This is a genomic window from Kitasatospora sp. Xyl93 (assembly GCF_055383135.1).
The window spans coordinates 3,697,852-3,723,898 of sequence record NZ_AP029185.1 but is presented as its reverse complement, the minus strand read 5'-3'; the positions used below and the strand labels follow the sequence as shown (position 1 = coordinate 3,723,898).

Sequence of the window (26,047 nt, the reverse complement as noted above, 5' to 3'; positions counted from 1 at the left end):
ACGGTCCGTGTGGTTGGCACACTGGTGGTGATGTGTGCCCGGACGGGGCAGCGCACACCGGACAACGGGCGGCCCGGACGGACCGCCTCGACGGGCCGCACAGAGGAGGCTTCAGCCAGGTGATCCAGCACCCCGTCCGTTCGGTACGCCGTGTCCAGCCCGCCGCCCCCGCGCGCGGCCGGCTCCAGTCGCTCGTCCCCGGCCGCCGTCGCCCGCGCCGGATCGCGATGCTGAGCGTCCACACCTCGCCGCTGCACCAGCCCGGCACCGGGGACGCCGGCGGGATGAACGTGTACATCGTCGAGCTGGCCAAGCGCCTGGCCGACCTCAACATCGAGGTCGAGGTGTTCACCCGGTCGATCAGCTCGGACGACGCGCCGACGGTCGAGCTGGCCCCGGGCGTGCTGGTGCGCCACGTCACCGCCGGGCCGTACGAGGGCCTGGTGAAGGAGGACCTGCCGGCCCAGCTGTGCGCCTTCACCCACGCGGTGCTGCGGACGGAGGCGGGCCACCGCCCCGGCCACTACGACCTGGTGCACTCGCACTACTGGCTCTCCGGGCAGGTCGGCTGGCTGGCCGCGCAGCGCTGGGGGGTGCCGCTGGTGCACACCATGCACACCATGGCGAAGGTCAAGAACGCCGCGCTGGCCGAGGGCGACACGCCCGAGCCCGCGGCCCGGGTGATCGGGGAGACCCAGGTGGTGGAGGCGGCCGACCGGCTGATCGCCAACACCACCGAGGAGGCCGCCGAGCTGGCGCTGCACTACGCCGCCCGGCCGGACCAGCTGGCCGTCGTCCACCCCGGGGTCAACCTGGACGTCTTCCGCCCCGGCGCCCCGTCGGCGCCCGCCGCCGCGCGCGCCCGGCTGGGCCTGCCGCAGGACGCCGCGGTGCTGCTGTTCGCCGGCCGGATCCAGCCGCTGAAGGCCCCGGACGTGCTGCTGCGGGCGGTCGCCGCACTGCTGGACCGCCGCCCCGAGCTGCGCGAGAACCTGGTGGTGCCGGTGGTCGGCGGGCCGTCCGGCACCGGGCTGGCCCGGCCGGAGAGCCTGCACAAGCTCGCCGCCCAGCTGGGCATCTGCGACGTGGTGCGGTTCCACCCGCCGGTCGGCCAGCCGCAGCTCGCGGACTGGTACCGGGCGGCGACGGCGCTGGTGACGCCCTCGTACAGCGAGTCCTTCGGGCTGGTCGCGCTGGAGGCTCAGGCCTGCGGCACCCCGGTGGTGGCGGCCGCGGTCGGCGGCCTGCCGGTCGCGGTGCGGGACGGCGAGACCGGCACCCTGGTGCAGGGCCACGACCCGGTGGACTGGTCGTACGCGCTGGAGCCGTACGTCACCGACCGGGCCCTGGTCGCCCGGCGCGGTGAGGCGGCGGCCAGGCACGCGGCCCGCTTCGGCTGGGACACCGCCGCGGCGACCACCGCCGAGGTGTACGCCGGCAGCATGGCCCGCCCGGCCGGCCGGCCGGCCGCGGCCCGCCGCCGACTGGCCTGAGCGCCGGGCGGCTCGGGCTGCGCCCGCCCGGTACCGGCGAGTAACGTCACCTCCATGGCAATCCGCACCAAGGACGAGGCCCTGACCCTCCTGCGCACCGCCCTGGACGACGCCGGGGTGGCCTGGGAGCCGGCCGCCGCCGACCCGTTCACGCTGGTGGCGGCCCTCCCGGGCACCCGGAAGCTGAGCACCGCCTGCGCCCTGCGGGTCGGCGACCACACCCTGTCGGTGAACGCCTTCGTGATCCGCCGTCCGGACGAGAACCACGAGGCCGTCTACCGCTGGCTGCTGGAGCGCAACACCCGGATGTACGGCGTCGGGTACGCGGTCGACGCGCTCGGCGACGTCTACCTGGCCGGCCGGCTGCCGCTGGAGGCGCTCACCCCGCAGTCGGTGGACCGGCTGCTCGGGACGGTGCTGGAGAACGCGGACGAGCCGTTCAACACCCTGCTCGAGCTGGGCTTCGCCACGGCGATCCGGCGCGAGTGGGAGTGGCGGACCAAGCGCGGGGAGTCCACCCGCAACCTGGCCGCCTTCGCCCACCTGGCCGCGCCGCAGGCCCCGCCTGCGGGTGCCCAGGACAGCCGGGAGGCCCCGGGCACCCCGGACGCCGGCTGACCCGTCCGGTCAGGCGCCCGTCGGAGCCTTCGCGGGCCGTGCGACCGGCTCCGCGACGGGTTTCGGCTTCGCAAGGGCCTCCGCCGCGGGCGCCGGAACCGCCACGACCTCGTCGGTCCCGGTGCCCTTCGCGGCGCCGGTCCGCCCGCCCAGCAGCACGTAGCCGACCGCGGCGACCGTGCCGCAGACCCCGCACGCGCCCCACAGCACCACGCTGCCGGCCCGCTCCAGCAGCACGCCGCCCACGGCCGGACCGAGGAACGAGGCGAGCGACCAGGACAGCGAGTAGACGCCCTGGTAGCGCCCGCGGGCGTGGGTCGGCGACAGCTCGGCGATCAGACCCATCAGGGTCGGGGTGTAGAGGATCTCCCCGATCGTCCAGACCGTCACGGTGAAGGCGTAGAACCACGCGGACGATCCGGCCAGGGCCGTCACCCCGAACCCCCAGCCGATGAACAGCGCGGCCGCCGCCAGCATGGCCGAGCGGCTGCGGTTCTCGACCCACCGGGTGAGCGGGATCTGCAGCAGCACGATCAGCAGCCCGTTCAGGCCGATGACCAGGCCGTACTCGGTGGACGTGATCCCCCGGCGGCCCATGTCGACCGCGAGGGTGGTGGCTCCCTGCTGCAGCACCAGGGCGAGCAGCAGGGTGAGGCCGACCACGGCCATGAAGCGGCTGTCCCGGAACACGGTGCCGAGACCGACCGCCGGCCCGTCGGCCTTCGCGCCCGCCGGGGCGTCGGGCCTGGTCTCCGGGATCCTGATGAAGATCACCACCGCGCAGAGCACGGTGGACAGGGCGTCCAGCAGGAAGAGCGTCAGGTACCCGTGGGTGGCGATCAGACCGGCGACGGCCGAGGAGAGGCCGAAGCCCAGGTTGATCGCCCAGAAGTTCAGCGAGTAGGCGCGGACCCGGTCGGCGGCCGGGACGATGTCCGCGATGATCGCCGAGATGGCGGGCCGGGTGGCGTTGTTGCAGAACCCCACCAGGAAGGCCACCACGGCGATCGCCACCTGCCCGTCCGTGAAGCCGAGCACGGCGGTGAACAGGGCGGTGCCGAGCTGGGCGGCGAGCAGGGTCGGACGGCGTCCGACCCGGTCGGTGAGCACCCCGGCGATGATCGAGGAGACCGCCGAGCCGAGGCCGAACAGGGCGGCGACCAGGCCCGCGTAGGTTGCCGAGTACCCGCGGCTGCTGGTGAGGTAGAGCGCCAGGAAGGTGACCACGAAGGCGCCGAGCCGGTTGACCAGGGTGGAGACCCAGAGCCACCAGAACTGGCGCGGCAGCCCGCCCGCCGTTTCCTGGACCATTCTTCGGAACCGGGCGGTGACGAGCATGTGGGGGCTCCCGAGGGCAGGCGTCCGCTGAGCGGTACGGCAGGCCCGGTCAGCCGACGCATGTAAGTGGCAGATGCGCGCGGCACACATTACCCAGAGGTCGAAGGTCCCCACCAGGGGTTTTCCCGCCCCCACTAAGCTGGGGGCCATGGCTGACACGACGTACCGACTCATCCTGCTCCGCCACGGCGAGAGCCAGTGGAACCAGAAGAACCTGTTCACCGGTTGGGTCGATGTCGACCTCAACGAGAAGGGCGAGAAGGAGGCCGCCCGCGGTGGCGAGCTCCTGGCCGCCGAGGGTCTGCTCCCCGACGTGCTGCACACCTCGCTGCTGCGCCGCGCCATCCGCACCTCGCAGATCGCCCTGGACAAGGCCGACCGGCACTGGATCCCGGTCAGCCGCAGCTGGCGGCTGAACGAGCGCCACTACGGCGCGCTCCAGGGCAAGGACAAGGCCCAGACCCTGGCCGAGTTCGGCGAGGAGCAGTTCCAGCTGTGGCGCCGCTCGTACGACACCCCGCCGCCGGTGCTGGCCGACGACGCCGAGTACTCGCAGGCCGGCGACGCCCGCTACGCCGACATCCCGAGCGAGCTGCGTCCGCGCACCGAGTGCCTGAAGGACGTCGTCGAGCGGATGCTCCCGTACTGGTACGACGCCATCGTCCCGGACCTCGCCGCCGGCAAGACCGTCCTGGTCACCGCCCACGGCAACAGCCTGCGCGCGCTGGTCAAGCACCTCGACGGCATCTCCGACGAGGCCATCGCCGGCCTGAACATCCCGACCGGCATCCCGCTGGTGTACGAGCTGGACGCCGACTTCAAGCCCGTCGTCCAGGGCGGCCGCTACCTCGACCCGGACGCCGCCGCGGCCGCCATCGAGGCCGTCAAGAACCAGGGCAAGAAGTAAGCCGCTTGCCGAAACGGCCCCTCACCTGTGCGTTTGGCGCTGGTGAGGGGCCGTTGTCATTCCCGGGCCGTCTGTGGGCCGTCAGCCTTCGTGATCTTGGGGTGCGAAGACCCCTTCGATCGCCTTCCGTGCCCGGTGCCGGCTGTCCGGCATGAGGTGGGCGTAGACCCGCAGCGTCAGCCCCGGGTCGGCGTGGCCCAGGTACTCGCTCACCGCCTTGATGCTCTCTCCGGCGTCCAGCAGCACCGACGCGAAGAAGTGCCGGAGCGCGTGCATTCCGTGCTCCCGGGCGGACGCGTAGGACTCGCCCTTGCCCGGCTTCGGGATGACCCCGGCGGCGGCCAGCGCGGGCTTCCAGTGGTCCTCGTTCAGCACACCGCGCCAGACGATCGACTCGGACAGGCTGGTGAAGATCAGTCGCTTCGTGACCGGCGGCCCGCCGACCCGCATCCACGGCAGCGTGACCTCCACCGGCGGGAACCGCTCCATGTGGGCCCTGAGCGTGTCGGCCACCGGCCGGGGGAGCGGCACGCTCCGCAGCGTCCCGCCCTTCGGCGGCGCGAAGACCGGCTTGCTCCGGCTCAGCTTGAGCTGCTGGGTGACGTGCATCGTGCTGGCGTCGAAGTCCAGCGCGTCCACGGCCAAGCCCAGGATCTCGCCCTGCCGCAGCCCGCAGCCGGCGCCCACGTCGACCGTGGCCCGGTACCGCTCCGTCATGCCCGCCCGGACGGCGAACACCCGTTCCGGCTCCCACGGGACGACCCGCCGGGAGCCGACGACCGGCGGACGCACGGTCTGCGCGGCGCACGGGTTCCGGAGCAGGAACCCGTCGTCCACGGCCGCGCTCAGCACGGCCCGGACGTTGGAGAAGATGACCCGGGCGTACGAGCCGGACATGCCGGAGGTCTCCAGCTCGGCCACGAACTCCCGGATGTGGCTCGGCTGGAACGACGCGAGCGGCCGGGCCCCGATCCGCGGGAAGGCGTGCCTCCGGAGCTGGGACTGCATCGAGGCCTGCGTGTTCGGATCGCTGGTCTGACTCCTCAGCCAGTGCTCGGCGAACTCCTGGAACGTGGTCTTCGCCGTCGTCGGGTCGAGGTACTGCCCGCGCGACATGTCCGCCTCGATCCGGGCCAGCCACTCCTCCGCCAGCCGCTTCTGGCGGTCGGGGAAGCTCTTGCTCTTCTCGGTGCCGTCCGGGGCGACGTAGCGGGCCCGGTAGCGCTTGCCCGTGCCGTAGCGGTCGGTGCGGACGCGGCGGGGCTTGCCGTCGGGGCCGGTCTCGGTCTTGTACCAGCGGTCTTGGATGTGTCCGGCCATGGGCCGCTCCTCGGGTTCGAAGGGGGGTGTGGTGGGGCAGGGAGGGAGGCGCCCGGGGCGGTGATGGGTGCTGGATCCGGGTGTTCGGCGGGACGTCGGGGCGCCTCCCTGCCTCCCTGAGGTGGCGTTGCCGCTGATCAGGGGCTATGTGGTCGCCAGGGAGGCGGGGAGGGAGTTCTCCCTGATTCCCTGGCGGCTCCCTGGTGGTTCAGGCGGCGTCTCGGGTCTGGTCGGTGACCCATTGGGCGACGGCGTCGGGGTGGTAGCGGAGGTGTCGGCCGGCGCGGAAGGCGGGCGGGCCGGTGCGCTTGCGGCGCCACTGATAGACGGTCTCCAGCGGGACGCCGAACATCGCGGCGATGTCCTCGGGGGTGAGGAAGCGGGCGGGGAGGGCGACTACGGCGGGTCGAGTGTCGGCACGGGTGCTGCGGTCGGTCACAGGCCTCTCCTCGGGGCGATTGCGGCGGGTGTCAGGGGTGGGTGTCAGGCGGTGTCAGGGGCCGGTGTCAGGGCTCCTGACACCCGCGTTTGCCTAGGGGAATGGGTGTCAGCGGGTGTCAGCCGTCAGGGGGTGTCAGAGCGGCTGGCGACGGCCGGAGGGGGTGCCCAGGGGTTGCCTGGCGTCTAGCGACCGGCGGGGGGGTGCCGGGGGCGTGTTGGGGCGTTTTCGGGCTGACGCGGCGGGGTGCTGTTGGCCGCTAGGTGGCTGGTCGGGGCCGGTTTGCTCGCTAGCGGTCTCGCTAGGTCTAGCGAGGGCCGACGCTAGGTCTGGCGCCCGGCTCAGGACCGGTCGGGGCGTGATGGGCAGGGGTCCGGGCTTCTCAGGGCCGGGCGTGTTTGTCCGAGGTGCGGATTTCTGCGTCACCGCGTCACCTGCGACACCCGGGCCCCTGACCTGGGGCTTTGGGTGACGCGGCGGCCGGGGTCTGCGTCACCGCTGCGTCACGGGCTGCGTCACCGCATGACGCACGCGGCTCCTCAGGGGCCGGAAGTTGTCCGAGGTGGGGATTTCTGCGTCATTGCGACATCAGCGTCATGCGGGCCTGTGACCTGCGGCTTTGCATGACGCAGCGGTCGGGGTCTGCGTCATCGGTGCGTCATGGGCTGCGTCATGGCATGACGTACATGTCGCAGCATGACGCAGCGGCCGTCCTCTGCGTCATGGTCGTTGTCGCAGGTCAGGGGCCGTTTTTCGGCTCGCATGACGTACATGTCGCAGCGTTTCCTACTTAGGAAAAAAAAGAGGGGTTGATCTTGTAGTTAGGGCGGTGTCGTGCGGCCCGGGCCCGGTGGGTGACGCAGGCGGGTGCCGTTGGGTGACGCTGTGACGCAGCGGTGACGCAGCGGCCGTCCTCTGCGTCACGCCCTTTCCCGCAGGTCAGAGGCCGTTTTCTGGCTCCCGGTGACGCGGTGACGCAGAGCTTCCCTACTTAGGAAAAAAGATGGGGCTGTTCTTGTAGTTGGCGCTCGCCTCAGGGAGTGATGAAGGAGCCGCTGCGCGGCACGACCTTCAAGCGGCTTCGCCGAACAGCAAGAGGAGCACCCGTGCTCGGGCGGCCCGGTGCTCTTCTTGCTTGTCCGGCGGCGCCGGGGCGCCGGGGCTGGACGCGACGGCCGCTCCCAAGTGGCGGAGGGGGTGGGTCAGGTGCGGGGCTTGGTCCAGGGGGAGCGCTCGCGGCTGCTGGCCGGGGCGGAGGCGGCGACGGCGGACAGGCCGGCGGGCAGTCCGGTGGCGGCCAGGTAGGCGCGGAAGGCGTTGCGGGGGATGCGGACCTGTCCCCGGCCGTTGCCGACCCGGTAGGCGTCCAGACGGCCGCTGCGTGCCATGCGCCAGACGGTCTCCTGGGACAGCTTCAGCGCGTAGGCGACCTGGGGCACGGTCAGGTAGTCGGTCGGGTCCGCGAGCGGGGCCGGGTCGGTGGTCGGCGTGGGCGTGGGCGTGGTGTTCATGCGGGGTCTCCTCAGTCGGGGGATGGGACGGGGTGGGGTTGGGTCGAGTGCCTGCCGACGCTCACCGGTGCTCACGGCGCCGTGTTCACCATTCGCGGTGGGGCCCGTTTCAGGTCGGGGCGGCGGCGGTCCGGGGGCGCGGGAGTCGGGCTGGAAGTCGGGGTGTTCACCGGTGAACGGCCGGGAGGTTCACCGGTGAACGGGTCGGGCGTCGGTCGGGTTGTTCCCGCTGGTCAGTGGGCGACCGATGCTTGGGGGTAAAGGGCGGGTAGCGCTTCCCGTGACCGCGGGAATGGTCGGCGGTAGCGCCGGGAACGGTTCCGTGAGCGCCGGTGAACAGTCGGGTGTTCACCGCCTCGCGGGTGCCCCTGAAAGTCGGCCGACCGGGGCTGAAGCGGGCGCCGCCGGTCGTCGGGGTGAGCGGGTCGTGAGCGCTCGTGAGCGTCGGTGAGCGCTCACCCCGGGCGGCGTCAGGCGGCGGCGAACAGTCGGGTGTTCACCACCGGGGCGGCGGGCGGCTGCGGGGCGGTGATGCCGAACGTGCGGGTGACGGCTTCGGCGACGAGCTTGGTGTAGGCGTAGACCGGCTGGCGCGGGCTCGACAGCGCGGTGCGGGCCAGCTCCGCGTACCCCTCGATCTGAGAGGCGTCGGCGTCCACGATCGCGAACCGCAGGGCTTCGGCCAGCGCGTCGGAGCGCTGGAGGTCCGAGGTGGTGAGCATCAGCCCCGGGTGGAAGCCCAGCAGGCCCACCATGTCGAAGAACCGCAGCGACAGCGACACCCGCACCGACAGACGCGGCTCGTCCTGGCCCTGCTCCGTCTCGCCGAACAGCGAGACGTTCTCCTCCACTGCGTCGACGGACAGGGACGGCTGAGTGGTGAGCGAAGCGTGCATGATGGAACTCCCTTCGTGGGGCGTGGAGCGGCGACTTGTCTTGGCGGATGGGCGCCGCTCCCCGCATTTTGCTGGGGCGTTCTTGCAAGACCTAGAGTGCTCTAGGTCAACCTAGTATGTCAAGCCATCGACCTAGGTGTATTGGCACGCTTGGGGAGGTAGCCTGGCGGCATGACTCTGGTGCAGGACGAGAGACCGCCGTATGTACAGGTAGCCGACACTCTCCGGACCGAGATCGCCTCGGGGGAGTATCAGCCAGGGGCCAAACTGCCCTCGGTGAAGAAGCTGGCGGAGCGGTTCGGCATTGCCGATATGACCGTGCAGTCCGGGCTCCGCGTGCTGCGGGAGGAAGGGCTCATCGTGTCCAGCCCTGGGCGAGGGACCTTCGTTCGCAGCGACGTTGACCTGTCGGCCATTGGCGACGGAGCGGCGCTGGCCGACGATGATGTCCGTGCTCGGGTGGAGCATCTCACCTCCCAGGTGGAGCAGTTGGCGGCCCGGATTGAAGAGCTTGAGCGGCGTGTAGTTGCGCCGCCCGTTCCTGACTAACCATCGGATAGCGGCGACTGCGCAACCAGTGACACCCGCAGGGGGTCACCGGTGACAGGTCTGGTGTCACTGCCCTGTCACCCCCTGCTGTCCAGGGCTTTTCCAGTGCAAGACTCAGTGCAGGCACCACCCCAGAGGGAGGGCACCATGAGCTTGGACAGGCCCGCATGGGCGCGACGCATGACGGCGGAGCGGGAAGCGCGGGAGTGGTCGCAGACGGACGCGATCAAGGCGCTTCGGGCTCACGCTTCCGAGGAGTTGCCGGCCAACGCGAGCTTGCTCCGGCAGTGGAAGCGCTGGGAGTCGGGCGAGGTCACGCCAAGCGACTTCTATCAGCCGATCATTGCCGCCACGTTTGGCACCGTGACGCACGCGCTGTTCCCGGTGGGCGGCAGGCGGGATGGCAATGCCGAAATCGTCGTGGCCAGCGGCATGGAGACGCTGGACATCATCAGCCGACTGCAAGCGTCGGACGTGGACAACGCCACCTTGGACGCGCTCCGGATCACGACCGACCGACTCTGCTCCGAGTACGCCCAGCTTCCGCCGGATCAGCTGGCAATCGAAGGTCGGCAGTGGCTCAAGCGGGTAGCGGCGCTGCAGTCCCAGCGGCTGACGCTGGCTCAGCACCGAGAGGTGTTGGCGCAGGCGGGATGGCTTGCGCTGCTGGTGGGCTGCGTCGAGTACGACATGGGCGACCGCCGTGCGGCCGAATCCACCCGACGGGCGGCGCTGTCCCTTGGGGCCGAAGCCGAGCACGGCGGGATCCAGGGGTGGGCGCACGAGATGCGGGCCTGGTTCTCTGTCACTGCCGGGGACTATCGCGGCGTGCTGGCGGCGGCGAACGCGGGCACCGAAGTGGCTGCCCGCCAGGGTGTCGCCGTGCAACTGGCCGCCCAGGAAGCGAAGGCGTGGGCGCGGCTGGGTGACCGCAGGCAGGCCGAAGTCGCGTTGGACCGTGGTCGGCGGCTGCTGGAGGGGCTGCCTTACCCCGAGAACCTGGACAACCATTTCGTGGTGGACCCAGCGAAGTACGACTTCTACGCCATGGACTGCTATCGGCTACTCGGGGAGAACAAGTTGGCGCGGGCCCTGGCCGAGGAGGTGATCCGGGCCAGTACCGACTACGACGGCACCGAGCGGTCCCCCATGAGGATCGCCGAAGCCCGGCTGACGCTCGGCGTCGTTGCGGCCCGAGAGGGGGATCTCGAAGGTGCGGTGAACTACGGCGAGTGGGCGCTTCGGGGGGAGCGCCAGTCGTTGCCGTCCATTCTGGCAGTTAGCCGCGAGCTGGCAGCCCTGGTCGGCAGGGAGTACAGCGATGCCCCCGAGACGCACGCGTACCTGGACCACCTGAACGCCCTGGCAGGGGTCGGCGTGTAGGTGTGATTCGGGCCGTGCCTGGGCCGTCTAAGGATCCTCAATGCCGACCAATGATGACAACTGTCGACGACTCAGGCCCACGTCAGAGCCCATTGGCCAGGCCTGAAAAAACGACAGGCCAGACCCAGGGCAAGAAGTAGGCCCAGGAGCGCAGAGGCCCCGCCGCCGGGTTGGACCGGGGGTGGGGCCTTCGTTCGTTTCCGGCCGGTTCCGGGTCAACCCGCTTGCCAGGCAGGGGAGTTGGGTAGACGGAAAATGGTTCAGACCATTGACGGTCCAGTCGGCGACTCCTACCGTGAGGGCACCGGACCGGCGCAGGCATGCCAGGAACTCCCGTCCGGGCCGCCGCGCCCCCACGCGCGCGTCTGCGCCCCCGGCGCACACTCCATCCACCCCCACGGAGGAGCACCATGCGCACACGCCACATCGTCGGGGCGGCCGTCGCCGCGCTGGCGATCCCGTTGACCCTCGCCTTCCCGGCCTCGTCCCACGGCTGGATCTCGACCCCGCCCAGCCGGGCCGCGCTCTGCGACAGCCACGTGGACGCGGTGCCGTGGGACTGCGGCGCCATCCAGTGGGAGCCGCAGAGCGTCGAGGGCGGCAAGGGCTTCCCGGCCCTCGGCCCCTCGGACGGCACCATCTGTGCCGGCGGCAACTCGCGCTTCGCCGAGTTGGACGACCCGCACGGGGGCGCCTGGCCGACCACGCCGGTGACGGCGGGCCGGCCGCTCACCTTCACCTGGACGTTCACCGCCCGGCACGCGACCACCGACTTCCGGTACTACCTGACCAAGCCGGGCTACGACGCCAGCCAGCCGGTCACCCGGGCCAACCTGGAGCTGACGCCCTTCCTGACCGTCCCGTACGGCGGCAAGCAGGTGCCGAGCACGCTCAGCCACACCGCGACCATGCCGAGCGGCCGGACCGGTCATCAGGTGGTCGTCGCGGTCTGGACGATCTCCGACACCCCGAACGCCTTCTACTCCTGCTCCGACGTCCGGTTCTGACACCGGCGGCAACGCGCGAGGTGCACGGCCGCGGCCGGCCGTGCACCTCGGGAACCCGGCGGACGACGGCCCGCTCAGTGGCCGCCGCAGCAGCCGCCGTCCGCGCCGCCGCACTGGCAGGGCGCGCCGGACTGGCAGCCGCAGCCGCAGCCGGGGCCGCAGCCGCAGCCGGCCGCGACGACGGGGAGGAACTTCGGGGCGGGCGGCTCGACGGTGTCGTGGGCGGTCGCCGGTCGGGTCGGGTTGGCCTTCATCGAGCTTCCCTCCTAGTGACGGGCACAGTCCTGTGCCCCCACTGTCGAGTGAAGCCGCCGGACGGAGGGAGCGTCAACGGGCGCGCAGTGGTGGGGCGCACGGAGTCCGTGCGCCCGCACCACCCTCGTCACAGGTTTACCCACCCCTCGGGGCGGGCCGGACCGGCGGTCCGGCCCGCGGCGGTCAGTCGACCGGCGAGGCCTCGGCGGCCTCGCCGGCGGCCACGAACTCGGCCACGTGCTCGCCCGTCACCAGGTACACCACGCGCTTGGCGACCGACACCGCGTGGTCCGCGAAGCGCTCGTAGTAGCGGCCGACCAGGGTGATGTCGACGGCGGTCTCGATGCCGTGGCGCCAGCGCTCGTCGATCAGGTGCGACAGCAGCTCGCGGTGCAGGGTGTCGATCGCGTCGTCGTCCTGCTCCATCTCCAGCGCCTTGTCGACGTCCTTGGTGGCGATGACCAGACCGGCCTTGGCCACCAGGCGCTGGGCGAGCTGGCCCATCTCCAGGACGGTGGAGTGCAGGTCGCGCGGCACGGCGGTGTCGGGGTAGCGCATCCGCGCGACCTTGGCGACGTGCCGCGCCAGGTCGCCGCAGCGCTCCAGGTCGGCGCTCATCCGCAGCGAGGTGACGACGATGCGCAGGTCCGTGGCGACCGGCTGCTGGCGGGCCAGCAGGTCGATGGCCCGGTTCTCCAGCTCGTGGTGCAGATCGTTGATCTTCGCGTCGGCGGCGATCACGCTCTCCGCCAGCGCCAGGTCCGCGTCGAGGAGGGCGGTGGTGGCGCGGCCCAGGGCAGAGCCGACCAGCCGGGCCATCTCGACCAGGCTGTCGCCGATCGCATCGAGTTCCTCGTGGTACGCGTCGCGCATGTTCTCTCCTCAGTAGCTGTGTCGGTGGCGGTGCCGACCGGTCAGCCCGTCCGACCGTCGTTCCGGTGTCCGGGTGACCGCTGCTGGTGGCGCGCATCGTACGCGCACACCCGAGCCGGTGGCCGCTGTTCGGCGCACCGATCTCTCCCACACGGGCTGCCTGGCCAACTTTCGGCCGTCAGGGCGACGGTGCACGGCCGCCACGGTGAATCGGCGGCTTCCTGAAGGTGAATTCTCGGCAACGCGTGGTCGATGCCTTGATCCAACGCTTGGGGAGTGCCCTGGCCGTGCGCTTACGCTGGCCACATGGACGTGAACGTGGCCGCCGCCGCTGCCTGTGCCATAGCCGGGCTCGGCGTCGGCCTCACCGCCTCCATCGCCTTCCGCTGGAGCGAGCGCGAGCAGGCCAAGGGCAGGTACGGCGGAACCGGCGGCAGGAACCCCGGCCGGCACCAGTCGCTCGGCACCGGCAACCCCGAGCCGCCGCTGCCGCCCGGGGTCGACACCGTGCTCTCCGTGCTCCGCTCCTGCGCGATCGTGCTGGGCGAGGGCGACGAGGTGGTCAAGGCCAGCTCGGCGGCGTACGCGATGGGCCTGGTGCGCGGCGGCGCGGTCGCCGTGGACCAGATGCTCGCGCTGGCCCGCTCCACCCGCCGGGACGGCGAGATCCGCCAGGTCGAGCTGGAGGTGCCCCGGCCGGGCGCGGCCCGCGCGGCGGAGCCGCTCGCGGTCTCCGTCCGGGTGGCCCCGCTGGGCTCCCGCCTGGTGCTGGTGCTGGTCGAGGACCAGACCGAGCGGCGCCGGGTGGAGGCCGTCCGCCGGGACTTCGTGGCCAACGTCAGCCATGAGCTCAAGACCCCGGTCGGCGCCCTGTCGCTGCTGTCCGAGGCGGTCGTCGACGCGTCCGACGACCCGGAGGCGGTGCAGCGCTTCGCCGGCCGGATGCAGGTCGAGGCGGCCCGGCTGGCCAGCCTGGTCCAGGAGATCATCGACCTGTCCCGGGTCCAGGACGACCGGCTGATGGTCGATCCGGAGCCGGTCGCGGTGGACGAGCTGATCGCCGAGGCGATCGACCGCTGCCGCCAGCAGGCCGCCGCCAAGCAGATCCTGATCGCGGCGGGCGGCATCGCCGGCCTCTACCTGCACGGCAACCGCGGCCAGCTCGCCGCCGCGCTCGGCAACCTGGTCGAGAACGCCGTCAACTACAGCCCGCCCCGCACCCGGGTGGCCATCGCCACCCGCCGGATCTCCAGCGCCGCGGCGCTCGGGGAGGCGGACGGCGAGCTCATCGAGATCTCGGTCACCGACCAGGGCATCGGCATCTCCGAGAAGGACCGCGAGCGGGTCTTCGAGCGGTTCTACCGCGTCGACCCCGCCCGCTCCCGGGCGACCGGCGGCACCGGCCTGGGCCTGTCCATCGTCAAGCACGTCGCGGCCTCGCACGGCGGCACCGTCTCGGTGTGGAGCGTCGAGGGCCAGGGTTCGACCTTCACCGTGCGCCTGCCCGCCGGGCAGGAACCCGCGGAGGACGGGCCCGACGACGGATTCGACGACGGGCCCGACCACGGTCCGGACCACGGGCCGGACGGCGACCCCGCCGGACCCGCCGCCGCACCCCGAACCCTCACCACGGACCGTACGGCCCGTCCGCTCCCCGCCGGGGAGCGGGAACAACACCTGTCAGACACAACCCCGCAGCTTGCCCCGGAGGCCTGATCGTGACCCGAGTACTGGTGGTAGAGGACGAGGAGTCGTTCAGCGACGCCCTCTCGTACATGCTCCGCAAGGAGGGCTTCGAGGTGGCCGTCGCCGCCACCGGCCCGGACGCCCTGGAGCAGTTCGAACGCAACGGCGCCGACCTCGTCCTGCTCGACCTGATGCTGCCGGGCCTGCCCGGCACCGAGGTCTGCCGCCAGCTCCGGGTGCGCTCCAACGTCCCGGTGATCATGGTGACCGCCAAGGACAGCGAGATCGACAAGGTCGTCGGCCTGGAGATAGGCGCTGACGACTACGTCACCAAGCCGTACTCCACCCGCGAGCTGGTCGCGCGGATCCGCGCGGTGCTGCGCCGCCGCGGCGAGGACGGCGGCGCGGGCGACAACGGCGGCGGCCCGGGCGCCCTGGAGGCGGGCCCGGTCCGGATGGACGTGGACCGCCACGTGGTGACCGTGGACGGCGCCAAGGTCGACCTGCCGCTCAAGGAGTTCGACCTGCTGGAGATGCTGCTGCGCAACGCGGGCCGGGTGCTCACCCGGATGCAGCTGATCGACCGGGTGTGGGGCGCGGACTACGTCGGCGACACCAAGACCCTGGACGTCCACGTGAAGCGCCTGCGGGCCAAGATCGAGCCGGACCCGGGCGCGCCGCGCTACCTCGTCACGGTCCGCGGCCTGGGCTACAAGTTCGAGCCGTAAACCGCCCCGACCACGCGGAAGGCCCCCGCCGGCAGCAGCCGGAGGGGGCCTTCGCGTCGCTCCGGCGGGCCCGGGCGGGCCCGCCGGCGGCGGGGCGGGGCGTCAGTGCGCGGGCGGGGCGGCCGGAGTGGTGGCCGTGCCGGTGGGGGTGGCGGCGCCGGTGGCCGGGGCGGTGGCCCCCGGGGTGGCGGACTTGGAGGGGGTGGCGGTCGGGGACGAGGTCGGCCCGAAGCCCTTGTAGAGGCCGCGGCCGTGCTCGCCCGAGTCCGGGCTGACGCCGGCCTGGGCCTCGACCTTCCGGCCGTCCTTGAAGGTGAAGACGGTCGGGACGAAGCCGCCGACGTGGACGGTCGCCGAGGCGACGTAGGCGGACGGGTTGTCCTGGCCGCCGATCACCACCGACCCGCCGGCCGGGACGACGACGCCGGACAGCGGGGCGCCGGCGGCGTCCTTGAAGGTCGCGGCGGCACCGCCGACGGTGACGGACTGGAGCTCGGTCGCGGTGTCCGCGGAGTTCGCGATGTTCACGACCACGTTGGCGGCACCGGTGTGGTCGCCCGCGGCGCCCTCCTCGGTGACGACCACGATGTTGTTCAGCCGGATGTTCGTGCCGAGGGTCGCCGCGGCGTTGTCGGGCCTGATCTGCAGGGTGTCCGGCGTGTTGCCGGCGGCGCAGGAGGACAGCGAGGCGATGGCGATGGCGGCGATGGCGGCGATGCTGCCGCGTCGAAGGCTGCGGCTCACGGCGGCGGCTTCTCCCTAGGTCACGTGTCGGTCGGTCAGGTCTCAGATTATCGACCTCGCTTATGCGCTCCTCACGGGGTGGTCCCCGTGTCGCACTCCCGGGGGCCGCCGAGGGCCGTCCGGCGGTACCTCCGGCGCCGCGTCCGGCACGTCCGGGTCACTCGACGGACAAGGTTCGACCAAGATCGAATAACGATTGCGTCGCGACCCGGAAAGGGGTGAAAGCTCAAGATCCAATCATGGTTGCGGGGGTGTTGCGCAAGGGTTTCGCCGAACCCCGGAACCGCCTCCGACCTGCGGGAAGCCCCTCTCGAACACCGGTCGCAGCACGTCATGGGGGTCCTTGTCAAGCCCCGAGACCGGCCCTGACCTGCGAAAACGCCCTTCGGGTGGGCCGAGAAGCGTGTTATTCTGGAAAGCCACGGAAGGGGTCCTGTCACATGACGTTCAAGGTTGGCGACACGGTGGTCTACCCCCATCACGGGGCCGCGCTGATCGAGGCCATCGAAACTCGCCAGATCAAAGGTGTGGACAAGACCTACCTGGTGCTCAAGGTGCAGCAGGGAGACCTGACGCTCCGCGTGCCCGCCGAGAACGCGGAGTTCGTCGGTGTGCGCGATGTAGTCGGCCAGGAGGGTCTGGACCGGGTCTTCGAGGTGCTGCGGGCACCGTACACGGAAGAGCCGACCAACTGGTCCCGTCGCTACAAGGCGAACCTGGAGAAGCTCGCCTCCGGCGATGTCATCAAGGTCGCCGAGGTCGTCCGCGACCTCTGGCGCCGCGAGCGCGAGCGCGGCCTCTCGGCCGGCGAGAAGCGGATGCTCGCGAAGGCGCGCCAGATCCTCGTCAGCGAGCTCGCGCTGGCGGAGAACACCAACGAGGACAAGGCGGAGACGCTGCTCGACGAGGTCCTCGCCTCGTAGCGCACGCCACCGCAGTGCGGTCGGGCTGCCGCCCAACGCTCACAGCGCCCGGTGCCGGCGCGCCACTCCTCGGACGGACCGTCCGGGAGTGGTGCAGTGGCACGTCGGGCGCTGAGGCATGTCCGGACCACGCCACCCGCTCCGGCCGACCGAGGCCGACAAGACCGTTTCTGCACCCGCTGTCGTGCGGAGTTCGCGGAGCCGTGCGGCGGGCGGTGGACCGTGGTTCTTCGGAAGGGGCCCGGTGCGCCCGCCGGGCACGCCATGGCCATACCCACTTCGCCGAAGGAGTGAAACCTGAACGCGTCAGGAGCAGTCGCAGCAGCAGTGGTGCCCGCCGCCGGACGCGGTGAGCGGCTGGGGCCCGGAGCCCCGAAGGCCCTGCGGGAACTGGGGGGCGTGCCGCTCCTGGTGCACGCCGTCCGGGCCCTGGCCCGCAGCCGGGCGGTCGGCCTGGTCGTGGTCGCCGCACCCGCCGACGGGGTGGCCGAGGTGGTCGCCCTGCTGGACAGCCACGGGCTGGACGGCAAGGACATCCGGGTGGTGGCCGGCGGGGCGACCCGCCAGGAGTCGGTCCGGCTCGGCCTGGCCGCCATCCCGGACGAGGTCGGGATCGTGCTGGTGCACGACGCGGCCCGTCCGCTGGTCCCGGTCGAGGTGGTGGACGCCGTCGCGGCCGCCGTCCGGGCCGGGGCGCGGGCCGTGGTGCCGGCGGTGCCGCTGGCCGACACGGTGAAGCGGGTCGAGCCGAACCCGGGCGGCCCCGAGCCGGTGCTCGACACGCCCGAGCGCGCCACCCTGCGCGCGGTGCAGACCCCGCAGGGCTTCGACCGAGCCGCCCTGGTCGAGGTGCACGCCAAGGCGCTGGCCGAGGAGGGTGCGGGCACCGCCGACGCGCCGCCGGTCACCGACGACGCGGGCCTGGTCGAGCGCTACGGCGGCCGGGTCGTCGTGGTGCCCGGCCACGAGGAGGCGTTCAAGGTCACCCGTCCACTGGACCTCGTGCTCGCCGAGGCCGTACTCGCCCGCCGGAGGGCCGCCGATGCCTACTGACCCGCAGACCCCCGTGATCCCCCGGATCGGGATCGGCACCGACGTGCACGCCTTCGAGGCCGGCCGCCCGCTCTGGGTGGCCGGGCTGGAGTGGCCGGACGCCGAGGCCGGGCTCTCCGGCCACTCGGACGCCGACGTCGCCGCGCACGCCGCCTGCGACGCGCTGTTCTCGGCCGCCGGGATCGGCGACCTGGGCGCCCACTTCGGCACCGACCGCCCGGAGTGGGCCGGCGCGTCCGGGGTGAAGCTGCTCGGGGAGGCGGCCCGGCTGGTCCGCGAGGCCGGCTTCGAGATCGGCAACGTCGCGGTCCAGGTGATCGGCGTGCGGCCGAAGATCGGCAAGCGCCGGGCCGAGGCGCAGGCCGCGCTGTCCGGGGCGGCCGGCGCCCCGGTGTCCGTCTCCGGCACCACCACCGACGGGCTGGGGCTGACCGGCCGGGCCGAGGGCCTGGCCGCGATCGCCACCGCGCTGGTGTACGAGCGGCGTTGAGCCGTACGCGGTGAGCGGGCCGGAAGATCCCGCGCCTGACGGGTGTTCACCGGGTGTCCCCGGGGCCCGAGTCGCTAGTGTTCGACTCGGGCCCGTGCGGGGCTTCCGCTCGGGCCGCGCGCCGCGACGAGAAGAGGTTTCCGATGGGTGTCGAACTCGCCGACAAGGTCAAGGATCTGCTCGACAGCAAGAGCTTCGCCGTGGTCTCCACGATCCAGCCCGACGGGAGCCCGCAGGCTTCGGTGGTCTGGGTCAAGCGGGACGGCGACGACATCCTGTTCTCCACCGTCCAGGGCCGCCGCAAGCACCTCAACCTGGTCAGGGACCCCCGGGTGTCGCTGGTCATCAACTCGAAGGACAACCCGTACGAGTACTTCGAGGCGCGCGGCGAGGCCACGCTGACCACCGAGGGCGGGCGGGAGCTGATCGACGAGCTGTCCCACAAGTACATGGGCAAGGACTACGGCTGGGACGGGCCGGAGGACGTCCGGGTGGTCGTGCGGATCTCCCCGCGCAAGGTGGTCGGCAACATCTGATCCACCCGCCCGCGCCGCACCGTTTCCCCGGGACCGCGCCCCCGTTGTCCCGGGGAATGTGGCGGGGCACCCCCCGGTGCCCACTACGCTTGACGCTGTGAGCATTCGTCTGTACGACACCAGCACCCGCCAGGTACGCGACTTCGTCCCGCTTGTACCGGGTTGTGTCTCGATCTACCTGTGCGGCGCTACCGTCCAGTCGGCGCCACACATCGGGCACATCCGGTCGTACCTCAACTTCGACCTCATGCAGCGGTGGTTCGCCTACCGCGGCTACCAGGTGACCTTCGCCCGCAACGTCACCGACATCGACGACAAGATCATCGCCAAGGAGCGCGAGCTCGGCACGCCGTGGTGGCAGATCGCCTACGAGAACGAGCGCGCCTTCAACGACGGCTACGACGCCCTCGGCTGCCTGCGGCCGACCGTCGAACCGCGGGCCACCGGGCACATCCCCGAGATGATCGAGATGATGCGGGGGCTCATCGCCGAGGGCCACGCCTACGCGGCCGACGGCAACGTCTACTTCGACGTGCGCTCGTACCCCGACTACCTGGCGCTCTCCAACCAGAAGCTGGACGACCTGCGCCAGCCGGAGGGCGAGGGCGAGACCGGCAAGCGGGACCAGCGCGACTTCGCGATGTGGAAGGCCGCCAAGCCGGGCGAGCCGAGCTGGGAGACCCCGTGGGGCCGCGGCCGTCCGGGCTGGCACCTGGAGTGCTCGGCGATGGCCCACAAGTACCTGGGCACGGCCTTCGACATCCACGGCGGCGGGCTGGACCTGATCTTCCCGCACCACGAGAACGAGATCGCCCAGTCCAAGGCCTACGGCGACGACTTCGCCAACTTCTGGGTGCACAACGCCTGGGTCACCATGGCCGGCGAGAAGATGAGCAAGTCGCTGGGCAACTCGGTGCTGGTCTCCGAGATGGTCCGGGCGTGGCGGCCGATCGTGCTCCGCTACTACCTGGCCGCCCCGCACTACCGCTCCATGATCGAGTACAGCGAGGAGTCGCTGCGCGAGGCCGAGGCCGGCTTCGGCCGGATCGAGGGCTTCGTCCAGCGCGCCGTCGAGCGCTGCGGCTCGGTCGACGCGGCGCCCGAGGTGCCGCCGGCCTTCGCCGAGGCGATGGACGACGACTTCGGTGTGCCGCAGGCGCTGGCCGTCGTGCACACCGCCGTCCGCCAGGGCAACAGCGCCCTGAACGCGGACGACAAGGAGAGCGTGGTGGCGCGACTGGCCGAGGTCCGTGCGATGCTCGGTGTACTGGGACTCGACCCGCTCGACCCGCACTGGGCCGGGACGGAGCGCGGCGAGGACCTCCACGGCGTGGTCGACTCGCTGGTCCGCCTGGTCCTGGACCAGCGGCAGGCGGCGCGCGAGCGCAAGGACTTCGCCACCGCGGATGCCATCCGCGACCAGCTCGGCCTGGCCGGGCTGGCGATCGAGGACACCCCGTCCGGCCCGCGCTGGACGATCAACAGCCAGTAGCCCCATCCGACGATCGGGGTGATGGGTGGGCCGTACCGGACCGGTGCGGCCCTCCCGCATGACGTAGCGCATGCCGTCGGCCGCCACCGGGCAGACCGGGACGGCCGGGGCATGCCGGACAGACAGGAAGTACAGCCATGGCCGGCAACAGCCAGCGCAGGAACCGCCGCAACCCCGGATCGAAGAAGGGCGCGTCTGTCGGTACCGGCGGGCACAGCCGGAAGGCCCTCCAGGGCAAGGGCCCGACCCCGCCCGGCGCCGAGCGCAAGGGCCACCCCAAGCAGCGCGCCGCCAACGCCGCGCTCAAGCGCGAGCGGGACGCCAAGGCCCGCGCCGGCATGCGCCGGGCCGGCGGCGGCGGTCGTGGCGGCCGCGGCGGCGCGGGCAGTGCCGAGCTGGTCTTCGGCCGCAACTCGGTGGTCGAGGCCCTGCAGGGCGACGTGCCGGCCAACGCGCTGTACGTCCAGCAGTTCATCGACACCGACGACCGCGTCCGCGACGCCTTCCAGGCCGCCAACGACCGCGGCATCCCGCTGATGGAGGCCCCCCGGGCCCAGCTGGACCAGATGACCGGCGGGATGAACCACCAGGGCCTGGTGCTCCAGGTGCCGCCGTACGAGTACGCGCACCCCGAGGACCTCCTGGAGGAGGCCTCCGACGCCGGCCAGGACGCGCTGATCATCGCGCTGGACGGCGTGACCGACTCGCGCAACCTGGGTGCCGTGGTCCGCTCCGCCGCCGCCTTCGGCGCGCACGGCGTGGTCATCCCCGAGCGCCGCGCGGCCGGCATGACCGCCGGTGCCTGGAAGACCTCCTCCGGCGCCGCGGCCCGGCTGCCCGTCGCCCGGGCCACCAACCTGACCCGCACCCTGGAGGCCTACCAGAAGGCCGGCCTGATGGTGGTCGGCCTGGCCGCCGACGGCGAGGCCGAGATCGGCGACCTGGAGCTGCTGACCGGCCCGGTGGTGATCGTCGCGGGCAGCGAGGGCAAGGGCCTGTCCCGGCTGGTCTCGGAGACCTGCGACATGCGGGTCCGGATCCCGATGTCCGGCCTGACCGAGTCGCTGAACGCCGGTGTCGCGGCGGGCATCGTGCTGTACGAGGCCGCTCGGCTGCGCGCCAAGCGCTGAGGTTCTCAGGGGCACGGCCGAACTCTGCCGGGTGCCCTGAGACCGGCCGGGCGCCGAGCACGGCCGGGACGCGGAGCGCAGGCGATCTCCTGAATTCCCCGCAATCCGAGTGAAAGGCGATCGGGCCCGACCGGGCCCGATCGCTTTTTTCATGATCACTTCAATGGTGCGCCGGACATCCACCCGGGAGAGTGTCCAAAGCGGCGGTCACCCGGTTAGACGGGCGTGGACACCAGAACACCTCGGCGCCCCCTGTTCGGCGACGGCAGCACCGGGATAGACGCGGGCCCCGGCCTCAACACCGTCAAGGTGGAGTCGGACCCTTCGCGGCTCAGCAGCACCCAGGCGAGCTTCCGGCTCCGGCTCGGCGCCCCGGTGGCGCCGCTGATCGAGGCCCCGGCCGGACTGCTGTCCACCGGCGCCGCGTTCGGCGACCCGTACGCCAACCAGGGCCTGATCCGTCGTCCGCTGGTCACCCCGCAGGTCGTCGTGCCGGCCTCCACCGTCCCGGTGCTGGCCGGGGTCGGGGCCGGGGCCGGCGCCGGCGGCGCACCGCGTCGCAAGGGCCGGGTCACCGCCGTCACCTGGACCGGCCAGGCACCCCCCGGGGACCTCGCGGCCACCCAGCTGCTGGAGGCGGTGCGCCAGGGCGGCACCCCGGCCGGCGGCGTCCGCCTGGTCGACGCGGACACCCAGCTGCTCCCGTCCCTCGCGGGTGCCCGGGCCCTGCCGCGCCAGCCCCGCGAGGGCACCGGCACCGCCACCGACGCGGGCGTCGGCCCGGTCGGCGAGCCGCACGGCTGGACCCCGAGCGGCGAGCTGCCCGAGGTCTCCGCCGTCGACGCCGAGGGCAAGCAGCCCTGGTACCCGGGCCGCCGGGTCGACCTCGGCCTGGTGCTGCTGCCGCTGCGCGCCGTCCTCGGCTCGCTCTCGGTCTACGCCGGGTTCAGCAAGCTCTGCGACCCGGTGTACTTCGACGGCGGCGAGCGCGGCTCGATGATGCGCTGGCTCTCCTCGCTGCATCCCTGGAAGGTCGCCGAACCGCTGCTGGCCTTCGCCATGGCGCACCCGGTGGGCGCCGGACTGGTGGTGTCGTTCACCCAGATCGTGGTCGGCGTGCTGACCGTCCTCGGCCTCTGGCAGCGGTTCGCCGCCGGCGCGGCGATGGCGCTCTCCGCCGCGCTGCTGTTCACCGTCAGCTGGCGGGCCGTCCCGGTCTACGACACCCCGGACCTGATCTTCCTCGCGGCGTGGAGCCCGCTGCTGATCGCCGGGGCGCCGTTCGCCTCGCTGGACGGGCGGCTCAGCCTGGAGGCCTGGCGCCGGTTCGGCGCGGACGCGCCCGGGGCGCTGCGCCGCCGGGTGCTGCGCCGCGGCACCGTCGTCACCACCGTCGTGGTCGGCCTGACCCTGCTGCTCGGCTCGATGCTCGGCGCCGCCGTCCGCACCGGTGCCCGGGCGCACCAGGCGCCGGACCGCCCCGCCACCGACTACGGAACCCCGGTCTGGCCGTCCGGCAGCCCGTCGGGCGCCCCCGGCGGCAAGGGCACGTCCACCACGCCCCCGCCCGCCACCCCGCGCCCGGCCACCCCGACGCCGAGCGCGCCCGCCCCGTCCACCACGCCGTCCGCCAAGCCGGCCACCCCGACGCCGAGCGGCAAGGGGCACTCGGCCAAGGCGGAGGCCGGGTCGGGCGCCTCCCCGGCCGCGTCCGCGCCGTCCGGCGGCTCGGGCGGCACCGCTCCCGCGTCGCGCAGCACCCCGGCCGCCGGCGGCGCGGGATCGGCGCCCAAGTCCAGTCCCACCTCCGGCGGACTGCTCGGCGGGGTGCTGGGCAGCGCGCCGCTGACCGACCTGTCCGGCGGTCGGGCCACCCACCCGGGGGCGCCGACCGCGACCTGAGGCCCCCGGGGACGACGATCGGCCGGGTGCTCCGTGGGGGAGCACCCGGCCGACGTGCGTCCGCGTGCGGTGGGCCGGTCGCCGGTGGGCCGGTTACCGGGGTGCCCGGCCCGCGCCGGAGGCGAGCTCCTTGGCGGCCTCGGTGAGGTCCTTGGCGGTGTCGATGGCCCGCCAGTACACGCCCTGCGGCAGCTGGTAGCCCGCCAGCCGCTTGCCGCGGGCGAGTTGGGGGAAGGTGGTGCGCTCGTGGTCGCCCACGTCCGGCAGCAGCCCGGCGAACTCCGGGCTGAACACGTACAGGCCGGCGTTGATCAGGAAGGGCGAGGGCGGGGCCTCGATGAAGTCCAGCACGTTGCCGAACTGGTCGGTCTCCACCGCGCCCCAGGGGATCCGCGGCCGGGCCAGCGCGAGCGTCGCGACGGCGTCCCGCTCGTGGTGGAAGGCGGCCATCTCGCGCAGGCTGAAGCGGGTCCAGATGTCGCCGTTGGTGGCGTACCAGGGCTCGTCCGGGCGGGGCAGCGCCTTGGCCGCGTACTTGAGCCCGCCACCGCGTCCGAGCGGCTCCGCCTCGACCACCGTGCGCACCCGCAGCGGCAGGTCCGCCTTGTCCAGCCACTCCTCCAGCACGCCGGCGAGGTGGCCGCAGGAGACCACGGCGTCGGTGACGCCCTCCTCGGCCAGCCAGGCCAGCTGGTGGCCGAGGATCGGCGTGCCCGTCCCGGGGATCTCGACCAGCGGCTTCGGGCGGTCGTCCGTGTAGGGGCGCAGCCGGGAGCCCTGACCGCCGGCCAGGATGACGGCCTGGGTGACGGGCGTCGTGGTCGGCCGCGGCGGGCGGGGCCGGGGGTGCGGGGCGGCGGACGGGAGGTCGGCGGCGGGGCCGGAGTCAGCGGTCATGCCTGAACAATAAGGCGGCGGACGAAGGCGTCCGCCGCCTCGGGGGCTTCCGTTGCCGCGGCCCGCTCAGGGGCCGTGGCACTCCCGACTCCCCGACCATCTCCGGCCTTCCTCAGCCGTGTCCGGCCTTCCCCGGCCCGGCTCGGGGCCTCTCCGGCTCCTCAGCCGACGACGCCGGCCGCGAACGACCCGTCGCAGACCGGGCGGGCGAAGGAGCGGGCCCGCTGGACGTCGCCCTGGTACTTGCGCACCGCCGCCTTGCCCAGCTCACCGGCCAGCGAGGTGCAGTACGGCGTCAGCGACGGCTGCTCGCGCATCGAGCGCTCCAGCAGGTCCAGCGCGGCGGAGGGGTTCTTCGCGCGCAGCTCGTCCAGCAGCGCCACCCGCAGCGACTCCTGCGGGGCGAGCCCGTCCGAGCCCTTGGCCGCGGCGCCGGCCGCGTTGTTGGAACGCCCGATCCCGGCGCCGTCGCCGCTGGAGGCCGCCACGACCTGCTGGTCGAGCCCGGTCGGCGGGGCCCACGGGACCCGGGTCACGGCGAGGGTGCCGGTGGTCACCAGGACGACCGGCAGGGTCAGGGCGACGGTCTGGCCGATACGGCGCACTAGCTGCTTCACCCTCAGGAGAGTAGCGGTGCGTGCGGGCCGGATCGCCCTCCGTTACACCATCGAGTGACACGGTGTCCGGTTTTGTCCCCTTGCCGGGTTGACGGGGGGTGTACGGACGGAGCCCGCCGGACCGCGGGGGTCCGACGGGCTCCGGTGTCGCGCGGAGGCTGCGTCAGTTGCTCAGGCGCAGGCCGGAGCTGGTGGAGAAGACGTGGGTCTCGTTGGCGATCGGCACGACGTGGATGGTCTCGCCGCGGGCCGGAATCTGGCGGCCGGGCACGCGCACGACCAGGTCGTGGTCCTGGCCGCCGATCTGGGTGGTGCCGTAGACGAAGCCGTCCGAGCCGAGCTCCTCGACCACGTTGACGGTCACCGCGACGCCCTCGATGCCGCCCGACGGGACGATCTCGAAGTGCTCGGGGCGCACGCCGACGGTCACCGTCTTGTCGGTGCCGGCGCCGGCCAGGTCCTCGCGGGAGATGTTGACGACCGAGCCGCCGAACTTCACGCCGCCGTCCACCAGCGGCACCTCGACCAGGTTCATGGCCGGCGAACCGATGAAGCCGGCCACGAAGAGGTTGGCGGGCTTGTCGTACATGGTGCGCGGGGTGTCGACCTGCTGGAGCAGACCGTCCTTGAGCACCGCGACCCGGTCGCCCATGGTGAGCGCCTCGGTCTGGTCGTGGGTGACGTACACCGTGGTGATGCCCAGGCGGCGCTGGAGGCCGGCGATCTGGGTGCGGGTCGAGACGCGGAGCTTGGCGTCCAGGTTCGACAGCGGCTCGTCCATCAGGAAGACCTGCGGCTGGCGGACGATCGCGCGGCCCATCGCGACGCGCTGGCGCTGACCGCCGGAGAGCGCCTTCGGCTTGCGGTCCAGCAGCGCGGTGAGGTCGAGGATCTTCGCGGCCTCCTCGACCTTGGTGCGGATCTCCGCCTTGTTCACGCCGGCGATCTTGAGCGCGAAGCCCATGTTGTCGGCGACGGTCATGTGCGGGTAGAGCGCGTAGTTCTGGAACACCATGGCGATGTCCCGGTCCTTCGGCGGCAGGTGGGTGACGTCGCGGTCGCCGATCCGGATCGCCCCGGTGTTGACGTCCTCCAGGCCGGCCAGCATGCGCAGGCTGGTCGACTTGCCGCAGCCCGAGGGGCCGACCAGCACGAGGAACTCGCCGTCCGCGATCTCCAGGTCCAGCGCGTCCACCGAGGGCTTGTCCGCCCCGGGGTAGACGCGGGTCGCCTTGTCGTACGTGACAGAAGCCATGGTCG

General features: G+C 72.5%; 26 protein-coding genes. 15 read left to right on the top strand and 11 right to left on the bottom strand.

Annotated features, from left to right (window positions below):
* Positions 1-122: 122 nt before the first annotated feature.
* On the top strand, positions 123-1,493 hold the full coding sequence (mshA, locus tag ACZ5GH_RS16550) for a D-inositol-3-phosphate glycosyltransferase (RefSeq protein ID WP_464336837.1): 1,371 nt from the start codon (positions 123-125) through the stop codon (positions 1,491-1,493).
* Positions 1,494-1,547: 54 nt separating this feature from the next.
* On the top strand, positions 1,548-2,111 hold the full coding sequence (locus ACZ5GH_RS16545) for a type III secretion system chaperone family protein (protein ID WP_387752779.1): 564 nt from the start codon (positions 1,548-1,550) through the stop codon (positions 2,109-2,111).
* A 9-nt stretch (positions 2,112-2,120) separates the two neighbouring features.
* Here ACZ5GH_RS16545 and ACZ5GH_RS16540 read toward each other — a convergent pair whose 3' ends face one another.
* Positions 2,121-3,422: an MDR family MFS transporter gene (locus ACZ5GH_RS16540; protein ID WP_464334588.1), complete on the bottom strand. Its 1,302-nt coding sequence runs from the start codon at positions 3,420-3,422 to the stop codon at positions 2,121-2,123.
* A gap of 175 nt (positions 3,423-3,597) precedes the next feature.
* On the opposite strand from ACZ5GH_RS16540, the gene ACZ5GH_RS16535 reads away from it, so the two are divergent.
* A complete protein-coding gene (locus ACZ5GH_RS16535; protein WP_387752783.1) occupies positions 3,598-4,356 on the top strand; it encodes a phosphoglyceromutase in 759 nt (252 codons plus the stop codon).
* Positions 4,357-4,437: 81 nt separating this feature from the next.
* Here ACZ5GH_RS16535 and ACZ5GH_RS16530 read toward each other — a convergent pair whose 3' ends face one another.
* The 4 genes from ACZ5GH_RS16530 to ACZ5GH_RS16515 all read right to left on the bottom strand — a co-directional run bounded on the left by ACZ5GH_RS16530 (position 4,438) and on the right by ACZ5GH_RS16515 (position 8,522).
* A complete protein-coding gene (locus tag ACZ5GH_RS16530; RefSeq protein ID WP_464334587.1) occupies positions 4,438-5,676 on the bottom strand; it encodes a tyrosine-type recombinase/integrase in 1,239 nt (412 codons plus the stop codon).
* A 208-nt stretch (positions 5,677-5,884) separates the two neighbouring features.
* The gene (locus tag ACZ5GH_RS16525; protein ID WP_464334586.1) at positions 5,885-6,115 is read right to left on the bottom strand and encodes a helix-turn-helix domain-containing protein; all 231 of its coding nucleotides are present in this window, start codon (positions 6,113-6,115) and stop codon (positions 5,885-5,887) included.
* Positions 6,116-7,317: 1,202 nt separating this feature from the next.
* Positions 7,318-7,626 (bottom strand): helix-turn-helix domain-containing protein, encoded by a 309-nt coding sequence (locus tag ACZ5GH_RS16520; protein WP_464334585.1) that lies wholly within the window; start codon positions 7,624-7,626, stop codon positions 7,318-7,320.
* Positions 7,627-8,096: 470 nt separating this feature from the next.
* Entirely contained in the window at positions 8,097-8,522 is a 426-nt protein-coding gene (locus ACZ5GH_RS16515) for a hypothetical protein (protein WP_464334584.1), read from the bottom strand.
* A gap of 171 nt (positions 8,523-8,693) precedes the next feature.
* On the opposite strand from ACZ5GH_RS16515, the gene ACZ5GH_RS16510 reads away from it, so the two are divergent.
* The 3 genes from ACZ5GH_RS16510 (at position 8,694) to ACZ5GH_RS16500 (ending at position 11,461) form a co-directional block, all read left to right on the top strand.
* Positions 8,694-9,071, top strand: a complete 378-nt coding sequence (locus ACZ5GH_RS16510) for a GntR family transcriptional regulator (RefSeq protein WP_464334583.1) — start codon at positions 8,694-8,696, stop codon at positions 9,069-9,071.
* A 147-nt stretch (positions 9,072-9,218) separates the two neighbouring features.
* Complete coding sequence (locus tag ACZ5GH_RS16505) at positions 9,219-10,454, top strand: XRE family transcriptional regulator (RefSeq protein ID WP_464334582.1); 1,236 nt, start codon at positions 9,219-9,221, stop codon at positions 10,452-10,454.
* Positions 10,455-10,864: 410 nt separating this feature from the next.
* A complete protein-coding gene (locus ACZ5GH_RS16500) occupies positions 10,865-11,461 on the top strand; it encodes a lytic polysaccharide monooxygenase auxiliary activity family 9 protein (protein WP_387752786.1) in 597 nt (198 codons plus the stop codon).
* Between the two features lie 74 nt (positions 11,462-11,535).
* On the opposite strand, the gene ACZ5GH_RS16495 is transcribed toward ACZ5GH_RS16500, so the two are convergent.
* Complete coding sequence (locus ACZ5GH_RS16495; protein ID WP_387752789.1) at positions 11,536-11,715, bottom strand: hypothetical protein; 180 nt, start codon at positions 11,713-11,715, stop codon at positions 11,536-11,538.
* A 184-nt stretch (positions 11,716-11,899) separates the two neighbouring features.
* Complete coding sequence (phoU, locus tag ACZ5GH_RS16490; protein ID WP_464334581.1) at positions 11,900-12,589, bottom strand: phosphate signaling complex protein PhoU; 690 nt, start codon at positions 12,587-12,589, stop codon at positions 11,900-11,902.
* 306 nt (positions 12,590-12,895) lie between these two features.
* Here phoU and ACZ5GH_RS16485 point away from each other — a divergent pair, with 306 nt between their 5' ends.
* Both ACZ5GH_RS16485 and phoP read left to right on the top strand, forming a co-directional pair.
* Positions 12,896-14,305 (top strand): sensor histidine kinase, encoded by a 1,410-nt coding sequence (locus tag ACZ5GH_RS16485; RefSeq protein WP_387752795.1) that lies wholly within the window; start codon positions 12,896-12,898, stop codon positions 14,303-14,305.
* 2 nt (positions 14,306-14,307) lie between these two features.
* Complete coding sequence (phoP, locus tag ACZ5GH_RS16480) at positions 14,308-15,003, top strand: two-component system response regulator PhoP (RefSeq protein WP_031069385.1); 696 nt, start codon at positions 14,308-14,310, stop codon at positions 15,001-15,003.
* Between the two features lie 102 nt (positions 15,004-15,105).
* On the opposite strand, the gene ACZ5GH_RS16475 is transcribed toward phoP, so the two are convergent.
* Entirely contained in the window at positions 15,106-15,747 is a 642-nt protein-coding gene (locus ACZ5GH_RS16475) for a DUF461 domain-containing protein (protein ID WP_387752797.1), read from the bottom strand.
* A gap of 440 nt (positions 15,748-16,187) precedes the next feature.
* Between ACZ5GH_RS16475 and ACZ5GH_RS16470 the strand changes: the two genes are divergently transcribed.
* The 7 genes from ACZ5GH_RS16470 to ACZ5GH_RS16440 all read left to right on the top strand — a co-directional run bounded on the left by ACZ5GH_RS16470 (position 16,188) and on the right by ACZ5GH_RS16440 (position 23,273).
* Complete coding sequence (locus ACZ5GH_RS16470; protein ID WP_014136563.1) at positions 16,188-16,670, top strand: CarD family transcriptional regulator; 483 nt, start codon at positions 16,188-16,190, stop codon at positions 16,668-16,670.
* A gap of 297 nt (positions 16,671-16,967) precedes the next feature.
* Complete coding sequence (gene ispD / locus ACZ5GH_RS16465; RefSeq protein ID WP_387753189.1) at positions 16,968-17,723, top strand: 2-C-methyl-D-erythritol 4-phosphate cytidylyltransferase; 756 nt, start codon at positions 16,968-16,970, stop codon at positions 17,721-17,723.
* Positions 17,713-18,213 (top strand): 2-C-methyl-D-erythritol 2,4-cyclodiphosphate synthase, encoded by a 501-nt coding sequence (ispF, locus tag ACZ5GH_RS16460; RefSeq protein ID WP_464334580.1) that lies wholly within the window; start codon positions 17,713-17,715, stop codon positions 18,211-18,213. The genes ispD and ispF overlap by 11 nt, the downstream gene beginning before the upstream one ends.
* A gap of 143 nt (positions 18,214-18,356) precedes the next feature.
* Positions 18,357-18,749 (top strand): PPOX class F420-dependent oxidoreductase, encoded by a 393-nt coding sequence (locus ACZ5GH_RS16455; protein ID WP_387752802.1) that lies wholly within the window; start codon positions 18,357-18,359, stop codon positions 18,747-18,749.
* Positions 18,750-18,846: 97 nt separating this feature from the next.
* Positions 18,847-20,241, top strand: coding sequence for a cysteine--tRNA ligase (cysS, locus tag ACZ5GH_RS16450; protein ID WP_387752804.1), 1,395 nt, complete (start codon positions 18,847-18,849; stop codon positions 20,239-20,241).
* A gap of 137 nt (positions 20,242-20,378) precedes the next feature.
* Positions 20,379-21,371 (top strand): 23S rRNA (guanosine(2251)-2'-O)-methyltransferase RlmB, encoded by a 993-nt coding sequence (rlmB, locus tag ACZ5GH_RS16445; protein WP_387752807.1) that lies wholly within the window; start codon positions 20,379-20,381, stop codon positions 21,369-21,371.
* 225 nt (positions 21,372-21,596) lie between these two features.
* Complete coding sequence (locus ACZ5GH_RS16440) at positions 21,597-23,273, top strand: DoxX family membrane protein (RefSeq protein ID WP_464334579.1); 1,677 nt, start codon at positions 21,597-21,599, stop codon at positions 23,271-23,273.
* 93 nt (positions 23,274-23,366) lie between these two features.
* On the opposite strand, the gene ACZ5GH_RS16435 is transcribed toward ACZ5GH_RS16440, so the two are convergent.
* The 3 genes from ACZ5GH_RS16435 to ACZ5GH_RS16425 all read right to left on the bottom strand — a co-directional run bounded on the left by ACZ5GH_RS16435 (position 23,367) and on the right by ACZ5GH_RS16425 (position 26,042).
* Positions 23,367-24,170: a nucleotidyltransferase family protein gene (locus ACZ5GH_RS16435; protein WP_387752812.1), complete on the bottom strand. Its 804-nt coding sequence runs from the start codon at positions 24,168-24,170 to the stop codon at positions 23,367-23,369.
* A 161-nt stretch (positions 24,171-24,331) separates the two neighbouring features.
* A complete protein-coding gene (locus tag ACZ5GH_RS16430; RefSeq protein ID WP_387752815.1) occupies positions 24,332-24,787 on the bottom strand; it encodes a hypothetical protein in 456 nt (151 codons plus the stop codon).
* Positions 24,788-24,950: 163 nt separating this feature from the next.
* Positions 24,951-26,042, bottom strand: a complete 1,092-nt coding sequence (locus ACZ5GH_RS16425; RefSeq protein ID WP_387752818.1) for an ABC transporter ATP-binding protein — start codon at positions 26,040-26,042, stop codon at positions 24,951-24,953.
* Between the last annotated feature and the right edge of the window lie 5 nt (positions 26,043-26,047).